This is a genomic window from Pseudomonas azerbaijanorientalis (assembly GCF_019139795.1).
Taxonomy (GTDB): domain Bacteria; phylum Pseudomonadota; class Gammaproteobacteria; order Pseudomonadales; family Pseudomonadaceae; genus Aquipseudomonas; species Aquipseudomonas laurylsulfatiphila.
The window spans coordinates 3,348,431-3,361,729 of the sequence record NZ_CP077078.1 but is presented as its reverse complement, the minus strand read 5'-3'; the positions used below and the strand labels follow the sequence as shown (position 1 = coordinate 3,361,729).

10 protein-coding genes are annotated in these 13,299 nt (G+C 57.1%); all 10 read left to right on the top strand.

The window, feature by feature from the left end:
- Window positions 1–13: 13 nt before the first annotated feature.
- Window positions 14–1,450, top strand: coding sequence for an amino acid permease (locus KSS91_RS14920; protein WP_015095152.1), 1,437 nt, complete (start codon window positions 14–16; stop codon window positions 1,448–1,450).
- Between the two features lie 51 nt (window positions 1,451–1,501).
- On the top strand, window positions 1,502–2,392 hold the full coding sequence (locus KSS91_RS14915) for a LysR substrate-binding domain-containing protein (RefSeq protein ID WP_015095151.1): 891 nt from the start codon (window positions 1,502–1,504) through the stop codon (window positions 2,390–2,392).
- Between the two features lie 18 nt (window positions 2,393–2,410).
- The gene (gene thrC / locus KSS91_RS14910; RefSeq protein ID WP_217838420.1) at window positions 2,411–3,799 is read left to right on the top strand and encodes a threonine synthase; all 1,389 of its coding nucleotides are present in this window, start codon (window positions 2,411–2,413) and stop codon (window positions 3,797–3,799) included.
- The gene (locus KSS91_RS14905; protein WP_217835217.1) at window positions 3,796–4,233 is read left to right on the top strand and encodes an Lrp/AsnC family transcriptional regulator; all 438 of its coding nucleotides are present in this window, start codon (window positions 3,796–3,798) and stop codon (window positions 4,231–4,233) included. Before thrC ends, KSS91_RS14905 begins: the two co-directional genes overlap by 4 nt.
- 115 nt (window positions 4,234–4,348) lie before the next feature.
- Window positions 4,349–5,389: a homoserine dehydrogenase gene (locus KSS91_RS14900; protein ID WP_217835216.1), complete on the top strand. Its 1,041-nt coding sequence runs from the start codon at window positions 4,349–4,351 to the stop codon at window positions 5,387–5,389.
- 12 nt (window positions 5,390–5,401) lie between these two features.
- Window positions 5,402–6,820 (top strand): aldehyde dehydrogenase family protein, encoded by a 1,419-nt coding sequence (locus KSS91_RS14895; protein WP_217835215.1) that lies wholly within the window; start codon window positions 5,402–5,404, stop codon window positions 6,818–6,820.
- Window positions 6,821–7,123: 303 nt separating this feature from the next.
- The gene (locus KSS91_RS14890; protein WP_217835214.1) at window positions 7,124–8,341 is read left to right on the top strand and encodes a DUF3422 domain-containing protein; all 1,218 of its coding nucleotides are present in this window, start codon (window positions 7,124–7,126) and stop codon (window positions 8,339–8,341) included.
- Window positions 8,342–9,000: 659 nt separating this feature from the next.
- Window positions 9,001–9,441 (top strand): CBS domain-containing protein, encoded by a 441-nt coding sequence (locus KSS91_RS14885; RefSeq protein WP_007971558.1) that lies wholly within the window; start codon window positions 9,001–9,003, stop codon window positions 9,439–9,441.
- A 565-nt stretch (window positions 9,442–10,006) separates the two neighbouring features.
- Window positions 10,007–11,728, top strand: a complete 1,722-nt coding sequence (locus tag KSS91_RS14880) for a type I secretion system permease/ATPase (RefSeq protein WP_217835213.1) — start codon at window positions 10,007–10,009, stop codon at window positions 11,726–11,728.
- Entirely contained in the window at window positions 11,721–13,091 is a 1,371-nt protein-coding gene (locus KSS91_RS14875; protein WP_217835212.1) for an HlyD family type I secretion periplasmic adaptor subunit, read from the top strand. The genes KSS91_RS14880 and KSS91_RS14875 overlap by 8 nt, the downstream gene beginning before the upstream one ends.
- Window positions 13,092–13,299: the final 208 nt, after the last annotated feature.

Here is a 13,299-nt window from a genome sequence, read left to right as displayed (position 1 = left end):
TGAGAATAAAACTATGTCCACGCATATCGAAGATAATCAGCCCGATCCAAACTCGCGTTTCAAAAAGGAAATGCAAACACGCCACATCGTGATGTTGGCACTGGGCGGTGTGATCGGTACGGGATTATTCCTGACCTCCGGTTACACGGTTAATCAGGCAGGGCCGCTCGGTGCGGTGATCGCTTACATCATCGGTGCGGTGATGGTGTATCTGGTCATGGTCTGTCTCGGTGAGTTGGCTGTGCAGATGCCGGAAACCGGATCGTTCAGTAGCTACGCAACACGCTACCTGGGCCCAGGCACAGGCTATACAGTGGCCTGGCTTTACTGGCTCACATGGGCAGTAGCGATCGGTTCAGAATTTACCGCTGCGGGCATACTGATGGTTCGGTGGTTTCCTGACACACCGGTCTGGATCTGGAGTGCGCTGTTTGCCCTTGCAGTCTTCTTCAGCAATGTTGTCTCTGTCCGGTTGTTTGCGGAGACTGAATTTTGGCTTTCGTTGATCAAGGTTCTGACCGTTATCACGTTCATTGCGATCGGCGCAGCGGCAATTTTCGGCCTTTTGCAAGTACAGAGTTTGCAGGGGGCGGGACTTTCCAACTTCACACGTGAAGGGCTGTTCCCCACCGGGTTCCTGCCCATTGCAATGACCCTCCTGGCTGTTTCCTTCGCATTTTCCGGAACCGAGCTGATCGGAATTGCGGCAGGTGAAGCACAGGATCCACAAACCAGCGTGCCCAAGGCTATCCGCACCACAGTGGTACGTTTGGCGCTGTTCTTCGTGGGGACAATTTTCGTTCTTGCGACGTTACTGCCACGCGAGCAAGCGGGGCTCGTAGAAAGTCCATTCGTCATGGTGTTTGAGCTGATTGGCATCCCATACTCCGCCGACATCATGAACTTCGTCATTCTCACGGCACTGATTTCCGCCGCTAACTCGGGGTTGTATGCAGCCTCGCGCATGCTGTGGACATTGAGCGATCAAGGACATATGCCTAAGCGCTACGCCAGGCTTTCCAGCCGGGGCACACCGGTGAACGCGATCGTTCTGAGTATGGCGGGTGCAGTGGCTTCTCTGCTTAGCAGTGTGTTCGCCCCTGATACGGTTTACTTGGCCCTGGTGTCCATTTCTGGTCTGGCGGTCGTCGTCGTGTGGATGAGCATTGCAGCAAGCCAGATCGCGTTCCGTCGCCAATACGTCGCCAATGGCGGACGAGTTGAAGACCTGCATTTCCGTGTGCGCGGCTACCCATGGGTGCCTATCGGTGCACTGTTGTGTTGTCTGCTGGCCTGTGTGGGTATCGCTTTTGATCCCGAGCAGCGAGTGGCGCTGTACTTCGGCCTGCCCTTTATCGCGTGGTGTTATTTCGTGTACTGGATCACTCGAAACAAGAGGGCAGAGCGGTTGGCTTTAGCCGCAGCTGTTCATTCCTCTGGCACCGCGTGAATTTCTCAGGCAATGATTGTGTATAGATAAAGTCCTGATGAGGTTGCGCCGATGAGTCAAAAGTCACTACCACCCTTGAACTGGTTGAGGGCATTCGAAGTATCGGCGCGTTATTTGAACTTTACCCACGCGGCGCAAGAGCTCCATTTGACTCAAGGGGCTGTGAGTCAGCAGATCCGTCAGTTGGAAAGTCACCTCGGAGTGGCGCTGTTCAAGCGCTTGCCCCGAGGGCTTGGCTTGACCGAGGAAGGGCAGTCGTACCTGCCTGTCGTCCAGGACGCGATCAGTCGCCTTGCCGTTGGCACCAACGAGATTTTCGGCCAGCACAATCGAAGACATTTGAAAGTGCGTGGCAGTCTTTCCTTTCTTCACTATTGGTTGGCCCCCCGACTCGCAGATTTTTCTCGGGAGTACCCCCAGATTGATATTCGATATATCAGCAACATCTGGGTGAAAGAACCGGATGGCGAGGATGACCTGGAGATTCGCTGGGGATGCGGTTCGTGGTCAGGCTTGCACGCTCAGCGATTGACCTGGGACATCCTTCAGCCTGTTTGCTCCCCAGAGCTCATGGCCAGCTCACCCATACATGAGCCTCGCGACTTGATGAACCATTCTCTGCTGCATGTTTTGGGGTACGAAGAGGGTTGGGGTTACTGGTTGAAGCGAGTTGGAGCAGACGACGTCGACTATTCCCGCGGCCTTCAGTTTGACACGCTGATTTCCACGATCCGCATGGCCGAATTGGGGCAGGGCGTTGCGCTGGCACGGTCTTCGGTGGTCGAGGATTTGCTCAAGACTGGGCAATTGGTTGCGCCGTTCAGTCACCGAATCGAGGCCAGCGAATCTTTTTATCTGGTGCACGAACAGAGCGAAGCGCTATCGCCTGATGCCGCAAATTTTTCTACCTGGCTGGTGGCTCAAGCCCATCGCCTTTTGTAATACCGATTGGGAGTGGTCATGGATTATGTAAGCACACGCGGCGGTGACATGCGGGCAGATTTTCGCAGTGTGGTTCTGTCGGGGCTCGCCGAAAACGGTGGTCTCTATGTCCCAGCCAGTTTGCCGGTATTCACTGAGAAACAGATTGCCAGCTGGTCGTGGCTGCCGTTCGATGAGTTGGTTTGGCGAGTGATTTCGCCTTTTGTTGGCTCTTCCATAGATGAAAGTACCCTGCGTGGCTTGCTCAGTGACAGCTATCGACAATTCAAGCACCGCGCCATTACGCCGCTTGAGCAGATAGGGCATAACGAGTGGATACTCCAGCTGTTTCATGGCCCGACCCGTTCTTCCAAGGATTTCGCCGCGCAATTGCAGTCGCGCCTGGTCAAGCATTTTCTTGAGGAGGTCGGTAAAGAAGCGTTGGTGGTCGGTGCAACTAACGGTGATACCGGCCTTGCTGCGCTTGAAGCCTTTACTGACTGCCAGGCCGCCCGCATGGCGATACTGTATCCGCGCGATGGTCTTGCGCCTGAGCAACTCAGTGCCTTGCAGGCAGCCGACCCGCAGCGGGTACAGCTGTTTGCGGTTGACGGTAATTTCGATGATTGCCAGATGCTGGTCTCCCGACTATTGCGTGACTGGCCGTTTGACGCAGTGATGCCGATCTGTTTCAACTCGACTAATTGGATCGGCGTCCTGGCCCAGATCGTTTTTTACTTCCACGCGGCCTTGCAACTGGGCGGTGGCTCGCGTCCCGTCGGCTTTAGCGTTCCAGCGGCCAGCTCGGCCGAAATCTACGCCGGCTACATTGCGCAGAAAATGGGATTACCCATCAATCAGGTGATCATATCGACCAACAGCAATGATGCCCTGCACCAGTTTTTTCATTGCAATCGCTACTCCACCCGGATGACTGATCGAACAGTTTCACCGGCGATGGACTTCTCGTTGTTTTCCAACCTGGAGCGGTTTATCTGGGAGATTTACGAGCACGATGGCTGCTCGACAAAAGCACTGATGGAGCATTTTGAAAGTTGCGGAGAAATGAGCATCGGCAACCAGCAATGGCTGCGTGCCCGAGTGCTCTTCGATTCCTATGCCGTAGACGAATCCCAGGTGCGCGATGAGGTCGTCGAACTGTTCCGCGAGACGGGCTCGGCCATCGATCCTCACACCGCTGTCGGTGTACTGGCTGGCAGGCTTCATCGACGCAGCCTGGGTGCGCCGATGGTCACCTTCGGGCAAATAGCGCCGGCCAAGTCAGCGGCGCTGTTGGCCGAACTGGGCGTCTGGCAAGCAAGCGTTCCGACTACCGTCGAGGTGCTCGCGCAACCACCGTACCTGGCCAAGGGCGATCTGGACGGTCTGTGCCAGGCCCTTTGTCTGGCGCAGCAGAGGCTTGTATGAAGCGCATTCTGGATCCGTTGGATGAACGCATACTGGCCGAACTGACCGCCAATGCGCGAATATCCCATATCGAACTGGGTGCCAAGGTCAACTTGTCGCGCAATGCGGTGCGCCAGCGCATCGAGCGTCTTGAGCGCGACGGTGCGATCCAGGGCTATACGGTACTTCTCGGTGAAACGCGGCGGCCTGCGTCGCTTATCAGTGCAGTGATCTTCGTCTACCGCTACGACCGCATGCGTGGCGAAGCCGTATTGGCTGCGCTGCGCTCCATTCCCGAAGTCGTGCAATGTGAAGTACTCAGTGGTGAGTTCGATTTAATGCTGCGCGTGAATGCCGCCACACCTGAGCGTGTCCATCTTGTGTGGAAGGAAATCGCGGCCATGCCAGGGGTGGAAAACACCGTGACCTCGTTCGTCCTTTCTGCCGTGTTTTAAAGAAAATGTGCTTGGGCAAAATGCCCAACTAATAGAGCAAACTGCCATATTCAACTGCCAAAGCCCGGCACTTAGGATGTTCCTGTCGAACAACATCAATAAAGGAACAGCTTTCATGACCGAGTACAAAATTGCCTTGGTAGGGTTTGGTGGCGTGAACCGTGGCTTCGCCCAATTGGTCGCCGATCGTAATGCCCAGTGGAAAGAGTCCCTGGGCTTCACTATTAAAATTGTCGGTGTCACCGATCTGTTCCTCGGCTCCATCGTTGCCAAAGACGGTCTGGATGCCAAGCAGTTGGTCGCGCTACCGATTGAGAAGGGCGCTCTCGCTCAACTGCCCGGCGGCAATGCCGAGGCCTTCAACGAAACCGTGATCAAGCATTCCGGTGCCGACATCATCGCTGAGGCCACTTTCACCAATCCGGTGGATGGCGAGCCCGCAACCACCTTCTGCCGCTGGGCCCTGGAAAGTGGCATTCATGTAGTGACCACCAACAAGGGGCCTATTGCGCTGCACGGTGCCGAGCTCAAGGCGTTGGCTCGTCGCAACCAGGTCGCCTTCGAGTACGAGGGGGCGGTGATGAGTGGCACTCCCGTGATTCGCCTGGCCAAGCAGGCCTTGGCGGGTGCCAGCGTACAAGGCTTCGAAGGCATCCTGAACGGCACTTCCAACTATGTGCTCAGCCAAATGAAAGACGGCTTGGCGTTCAACGATGCCGTCGTACAAGCGCAACAGCTCGGTTACGCCGAGGCGGATCCAACCGCCGATGTGGAAGGGTATGACGTACGCCTCAAGGTGGTCATCCTGGCCAACGAACTTCTGAATGCACGACTGAATGTCAGTGACGTAGCCTGTTCAGGCATCAGCAATATCAGCGCGCAGGATATCGCTCAGGCAAGTGCCAATGGCGCCAGCTGGAAACTGATTGGCTCAGCCGATCGTGAAGCCGATGGCTCGGTTCGAGCGAGTGTCGAGGCCCGTTTGCTGCCCAATTCGCACCCTCTGGCAGGCATTGCCGGCGCCACGAATGCAGTGTCGTTCAATACCGAGTTGCTGGGAGCTGTCACGGTGTCCGGGCCTGGGGCAGGGCGTATCGAGACGGCCTTCGCATTGCTGTCGGACATCGTCGCCATCCACACCGCCCACGGCAAATAACAGGAGATAGTCATGAGCGTATCCAGCATGGCCAGTATCCAGCTTGTTGAAGCCAAACAGATTGATGTGTTCAGTCCATTCGATGGTCGCTTGGTAGGGAGTGTCCCTTGCCTTGATGCAGCCGCCGTTCCTGGCTTGCTGGAACGCGCGCGAATCGGCGTTCGCGAGAGTGCGGCAATGCCTCGTCACCTGCGGGCGCGCATTCTTGAGGATGCCGCCCGCAGTGTGGAGCTTGAGTCTGATGCATTCGCCAGGCTGATCGTTGCAGAAGCGGGAAAAACGCTGCGACAAGCAGAGAAGGAAGTGAAGCGTTGCGTGAACACGTTGAAGTTATCTGCGGAGGAGGCGCGTCGTAACGCCGGGGAAGTGATTCCATTCGAGGCTTATGAAGGATCGGAATCGCGTCAAGGTTGGTTCACGCGGGAGCCCTTGGGACTTATCGTCGCAATCACCCCCTATAACGATCCGCTGAATCTGGTCGCCCATAAACTCGGCCCCGCAATCGCCGGTGGAAATGCCGTGATTCTGAAACCTTCGGAACTCGCGCCACTGTCCGCTCTCAAGCTCGTTGAGTGCCTGGTGAAAGCGGGTCTTCCACCCTCTGTGATTACTCCGGCGACCGGTGGCGTCGACTTGGGTAAAGCTTTGGTGGAGATTCGCGAAGTTCGGATGATTTCCTTTACGGGTGGTTTTGCAACAGGAGAAGCCATCGCTCGTAGTGCCGGGTTGAAGAAGCTGGCAATGGATCTTGGAGGAAATGCCCCGGTTCTTGTGCTTGAAGATTGTGATATGGAACCGACCGTGGAGTCCTGCGTGTCTGGTGCCTTCTGGGCAGCAGGGCAGAATTGCATCGGCACTCAACGCATCCTTATCCATAGTTCTATTTATGCGGACTTCCGTGAGCGATTTGTCAGCCAAGCGCGCGCCTTGGTAGTGGGTGATCCTCACCAGCGAGCAACGGATGTAGGCCCGATGATTACGGAGCAGGCGGCGCGTCGTACCGAGCAATTGGTAAATGAAGCACTGGCCGAGGGGGCTGTTCTGCTGTGTGGGCACCATCGCCAAGGGGGAAGCTATGCACCGACCGTGCTTGAGCACGTGAGCCATGGCAGTACGATTTGGCAGCAGGAAGTCTTCGCGCCGGTGGTTATCCTGGAGCCTTTTGAGCATTTGGAAGACGCTGTTGCACTGGCTAACGCAACAGAGTACAGCTTGCATGCAGGTCTTTTTACGCGTGACCTTTCCAAGGCTTTGAAACTGGCGCGTCAGATTGAAGCAGGTGGCGTGATGATCAATGATTCTTCCGATTATCGTTTCGATGCCATGCCGTTCGGTGGTTTCAAGTACGGAAGTCTGGGGCGCGAAGGTGTTCGATTTGCGTATGAAGACATGACGCAGCCTAAAGTGGTCTGCATCAGCGAATTGGATTAAACCTGCGAAGTAAATTGCCATTGACTCACAAGGGCCTGAGAGGGCCCTTTTTTGTTGCCCGGATTTCATTCGCAGCCGATCTTGACTTGTACAGTTCCGAGCAAAACCCAAACTCATTTGCATGGGCTGCGACTCACCCAGGGCCGCTCCAAGGGTATTGGTTTGTCACCTGGCCGTGACTCATGAGTTCGCCAAACTGTCCCACCAACAACAGCAATCGATAATGCCCCGAAAAATTCGGCACCAGGCTCGGGTGGGCATTCATCGCACGCGGCAAAAACAACTCCAACATGGCCATACAACATGCACCCGTTACGACAAAGCCTGCACAACGAACTGCACGCGCGCCCGTCACTGTATTTCGATGAGCCGGCCCATGTGTTTCATCTGGCCTTCCTCGGCAGCGATCAGGCGTGCAATGCATTCCTTGAACAATGCTGCCTTGGCACACTCGACCTGAATGCCGCCCAGGGCATTACCCAACTCGATGGCCATGCACTGAAATGGGAGCGCCATGCCGAGTTTTTCACCCTGACACTGGTGGTCACTTCATCCTCTGATGACTTGTCCTGGACAACACTTCCCGAGGTGCTGGCGTCAAAGGTCGAAGTGCATTTACCGGCCCTGATCAACTCGGTGCAGATTGTCGTGCGTGGTGAAACCGGCCTGGATCTGGCCCGGTACGGCTTCAAGGATCCGAGCGGTTCGTGCGTGGGCGGTGGCGATGCCATGGTCTGGAGTGATTTTCGCCTGAGCGAGGAGGGCAACAACCACATGTTGTTCGTCAACCGGCGCCTGAATGCCTACCGCCAGGGCCGGATGATACGTCGCCTGCTGGAAATCGAGACCTACAGGATGATGGCCTCGTTATCCTTGACCACGGCCAAAGACTTGAGCGCGCAGCTCGATGTTTTCGACAAGACCCTGGTCACCCTTTCCGAACGCAACGCCGACCCGCACGGCAGTAATGCGAAAGCCCTGCTTGCGGACATCTCCAACCTTTCTGCGCAAGTGGTGAGCAGCGCGGCGAAAACCCGGCACCGCTTCAGTGCCACGCAAGCCTATGCGCAATTGGTGTTCGAACGTCTGGGTGAGCTGCGGGAAAGTCACGTAGGTGATTGCCAACGCCTGGGCGTATTTATCGAGCGCCGCTTCAAACCTACCGTCAGGTACTGCACCGCCACCGAACAGCGCCTGGAGCACCTGGCCGAAAGCGTGGCCAATCTGGGCGATCTGTTACAGGCACGGGTTCAGGTCGAAATGGAGGAACAGAACTCGGAAATCCTGAAAAGCCTGAATGCCCGCGCCGATGCCCAGATCAAGATCCAGCGCGCAGTGGAGGGGCTGTCGATTATTGCCATTACCTACTACCTGCTCAGTTTGCTCAAGCTGGGTTACTCAGGGGTTCACCTGCTTGGCGTTGAGGTGTCCCCGCGAGAGGCCATGCTGGTAATGGCGCCGCTCGCGATCGGTATTCTTGCGTTGATCGTGCTGCGTATCAGGAAAGTCAAAGAGCATTGAGGTGGTGGCCTGCGATGTCGTTGCAGTGCCTTTTCCACTTGCACATGGCTGCCGCCGGCAAAGGGATGAAACTAATTGCAGGTGTAGCAGCAGGCTTGCCAGGCACCCACCGTGGGTACATCCAGTTGGCGATAAACCAGTCCTCTGCCTCCGTCCTGACTTTGAACTCATGAGCACTAGCATTGTGGAGTCAGCAGGACATGCACTGTTGTAAAGCGCTGCGCTTAACAAAGTGCACCAGTCGGAAGCGACGCGCTGGGCTTTCGCCTCCATTAGCCCAAAGCTCATCGATTTGCTGACCTCGGCAATTCGCTTTCTCGGGATGCCTGCTCATGCCACAGAAACTCGCCTGGATCGCAGTTACCGTGATAACCACCCAAAGCTCGGGAGCCTGGACTTGCGCATAGGATGAAGTGTCTGTGCTGCCGGCTGGCACAAAGACTGCAAGACCTGCATCAGGGTTACCTACCACATATTCCTCTGGACTCTTCCTCGGTCAACGATGATCGATGTACTGAACAGGTCATGAATAAGGTTGGTACCTCAGACAGGAATCTCAGGCTTTAACACTGCAAAAGAACAGGCAAAGGCGCCTGGAACCGAAGGGTTTCAGGCGTTTTTTTTGCGTTTTTTATCCGTAATTATCTTCGGAGCCGTTCATGAAAACAGCCGCACAATTGCTGAAACTGAAGGTCACGCAAAACCAGCAGGTACATAGCATCGCGCCAGATCAGATGGTGTATGAAGCGCTGAAGATGATGGCTGAAAAGAATGTAGGTGCTCTACCCGTGATAGAGGATGGGCAGGTGGTTGGCGTTATCAGCGAGCGTGATTATGCGCGCAAGGTCGTTCTACAGGGGCGATCTTCGGTCGGTACTCCAGTCCGGGTCATCATGAGCGCGCCCGTCGTTACGGCAGACAGTCAACAGAGCATCGAGCGTTGCATGATGGTTATGACCGACAGTCATCTGCGTCATTTACCGGTGGTGGAAGGTGACCAACTGATTGGCCTCCTGTCGATTGGAGATCTGGTGAAAGAGGCCATCGTCGAGCAGGCCGACCTGATCCGACAACTGGAACACTATATCCGTGGACACTGAAACGACCAAGGCAAGGTGGATGCAGGGCGCACAGGCACATGCCGTATTCCAATGTGGCTCTCTCTTGCAGGACAGCCATATTGAATGGCCTCGGGGTTCGTAGACACCACCATGCCTTAAAATGCAGTGCTCCAATGAAACCCGACACCCAATGTTGGACATCAGTTTGAACAACCGACGTCGCTGGTCGTATTGCTCGCAAGGAGAGCTCTTCCTTGATAGGGCGCCGACTGGCGAACACGCGGATCGCTGCAACAATGGCGATACCTGTCGCAGTATTGCCCTGGCGCGGGAAGGCATTGCCTGGCAGCCCGGTCACCCTTGCCATGGCGGCGCGCAATGCGAACTCGCCGTTTTGCAACATACCCGTCCGTCACCCACTTGAAAGCCCGGTCTGCATAACCGGCACTTACCCGAGGCCGCGTTGTCAGTAATTGGCGCCTGTAGCGACGAGGACCGTCTCTGATAGCGGCACGTCAGACTGCATTTAGTGTTTCTCCCCTTGGGCAAACGCTCGCGATGGATTGCGTCCTGAACCGACTCTTTCTTAAGCGAGCAACTTTCTATGGGTTTTTTTCTCGATCCGCGTCATGACATTGACGCCGCGTTATTAAGCTACCGCCGGGTGTTTTGGTCGTTGGCGCTGTTCAGTGGCGTGATTAACCTGTTGGTGCTGGTGCCGTCGCTCTACATGATGCAGGTGTACGACCGGGTCCTTACCAGTCGTAACGAAACTACTTTGTTCATGCTTACCTTGATCGCGCTGGGGTTGTTCATGTTCAGCGCCTTGATCGAGTGGGTGCGTGGCGCGGTGATGATTCGCATGAGCGCGGGGCTCGACGAAGCCTTGGGCGAGCGGCTTTTCGACGCTGCTTTCGCCCGCAGCCTTCGCGAGCACGATGCCAACCCGGCCCAGGTGCTCACCGATCTGGCGACACTGCGGCAATTGATCACCGGCCAGGGCCTGATTGCCTTGCTCGATGCGCCATGGTTGCCGATCTTTTTGCTGATAGCGTTCATCTTTCACCCATGGTTTGGCGTGCTGACGCTGGTTCTGGCCCTGATACTGATCGGCCTGGCTCTGTGGGGGGAATGGGCGACTCGAACACGCCTGGACGAAGCCAATCGGCTGGGTGTGCAGTCGTCGATTTATCTCAACAGCACGTTCCACAATGCCGAAGTCATCCAGGCCCTGGGCATGCTCGGGCCATTGCGTCAGCGCTGGAGCCTTCTGCAGCAGCGCATCGTTGCGGCCCAGGCCCATGCCAGTGACCGTAGTGCGCGTATCACGTCGATGACTCGTTTCGTACGCATTTGCGGTCAATCGCTGGCCCTGGGGCTCGGCGCGCTGTTGGTGCTCGAAGGCCAATTGTCGGCGGGCATGATGATCGCCATGTCGCTGCTATTGGGGCGCGCCCTGGCCCCCGTGGAAATCGCCATCGGCTCGTGGAAGCAATTCAACTCCGGCCGCCAGAGTTACCAGCGCCTCAGCCAACTCCTTGTCCGGCATCCAGGCGAGCGCCTGCGCATGTCGTTGCCGCCGCCCACCGGCGCGGTGCGTGTGGAGCAGTTGTATGTCGGCCCGCCCGGTGCCTCGCAACCGATCCTGCGGGGGATCAATTTCAATTTGGTCAAAGGTGACGTGCTCGGCGTTGTCGGGCCCAGCGCCAGTGGAAAGTCAACGCTGGCCAGGGCGCTGGTCGGGGTCTGGCCAGCCATGGGTGGGTCGGTGCGCCTCGATAACGCCGAGATCAGCCAATGGTCTCACGACGCCTTGGGCCCGCACCTGGGCTACTTGCCGCAGGACATAGAACTGTTCGACGGCACGGTGGCCGACAATATTGCCCGCTTCGGTGAGCAGGACGCCGACAAGATCATCGCGGCGGGGTGTCATGCTGGCATACACGAGATGATCCTGAGGTTCCCCAAAGGTTACGACACGCCGTTGGGCCCCGGCGGGCTTGGATTGTCCGGGGGACAGAAACAGCGCCTCGGCCTGGCTCGTGCACTCTATGGGCTCCCTACGCTGATCGTGCTCGATGAGCCGAACTCCAATCTCGATGAAGCCGGAGAGCTGGCGCTGGTCCAGGCGATCGGTGCGCTCAAGACTGCTGGCAGCACCGTGGTGCTGATTACACATCGGCCTAGTGTACTGGCGGTGGTTGACCACATCCTCGTGCTCAAGGACGGCACTCAACAAGCATTCGGTCCACGGGATCGGGTGCTCAAGGCATTGCTTGCGGGGCCGAGACCGGCAGCGATCAAGGAGGCTGGCGAAGATGCATGATCTGACCCCAGGCACACAGATGTACAGCGAACAACGACCGATCGTACGTGATAAAGCCACGCCGCCAGGTGCCAATACCGACGCGGGCAGCGCGGCACGATATGGCGTGGGCTTCCTGGCCCTGGCACTGGGTAGCTTCCTGCTCTGGGCCTGCCTGGCGCCGCTCGACCAGGGTGTCGTGGGCAGCGGCACCGTGGTAGTGGCGGGCGAACGCAAAGCGGTGCAGTCGTTGGTCGGTGGCGTGGTGGAAAAACTTCTGGTCAGTGATGGCGACCGCGTCACCCAAGGGCAGTTGCTGGTGCAACTCAACACGGTGCAAGCGCAGTCACAACTGGACGTGACCCGGGGCAAATTGCTTAATGATCGCAGCGTCGAGGCTCGCTTGATTGCCGAGCGCCTGGGCACCGCCGAGATCCAATGGCCCCCTGACTTGCTGGAACACGCTGAAGAGCCGCGGCTCAAGGCAGCCATGGCCTTGCAGAGTAAGTTGTTTTCGACCCGCCGTGCGGAATTGGCCAGTCGCTTGCAGATCATCGAACACGAGACCGCCGCATTGCAGCAGCAATTGACCGGCTATGAAGGTGTCAAGCGCAACTACGAAACGCAGATGCGCTTCCAGCAGCAGGAGCTGGAAGGCCTGCGTGTTTTGGCACATGAGGGCTACGTCCCGCGCAACAAACTCTTCGAGGCCGAGCGCAACGCCGCCCAATTGGCCGGGCAGATTGCTTCCGTGACAGGTGATGCCGGCAGGACTCGCCAGTCGATCAATGAAAGTCGGCTCAAGGCCTTGCAGGCGCAGCAGGAATTTCGCCGCGATGCCGAAACCCAGCTCAGTGAAGTCTCCGCCGAGGCGTCAGCTTATGCCGATCAGATCAGTGCCTTTGAGTTTGAAGTCGACAACGGTGCGATCCGCGCGCCGGTGTCCGGACAGGTCATGGACGTGAACATTCATACGATTGGCGGCGTTGCCCAGGCGGGGCAAATCCTGATGCAGGTGGTGCCGTTGGATGCGCCGATGGCGATCACCGCGCGTTTCGAGCCGTTGATGGCCAACAAGTTGCGTCCGGGGTTGCCGGTGCACGTGCATTTCACGGCGCTGCAACGGGTGGATACCCCGACTGTCACCGGGACGGTGACTACGGTGTCGGCGGACCAGTTGATCGATGAACAGACTCACCAGCCGTACTTTTCCGCCAAGGTCGAAATTCCCGCAGATACCGTTGTGTCGCTACAGGCCGCCGGCCTGTCGGTGCGGCCGGGCATGCTGGCCGATGTCACGGTGGTCACGGGCGAGCGTACCTTGATGAACTACCTGATGAAACCTTTGCGCGAACGCTTGCTCGCAGCCTTCAAAGAAGAATGAGTGGCTACCCTCGTCTTTTCGAACGCCACACATTCCGGCAGGAGCGTAATGCTGTTCAGTTAAGCGAGAATGCTCCACTGTAGGAGCGAGCTTGCTCCGGGCGGCGTTCCGACGATGGACTCAAGAGCGCCGCGTTTAGTCAGTAAACACGCGGCATCGTTAACGACCATCGCGAGCAAGCTCGCTCCTACAGAATCCTTAAATGTTA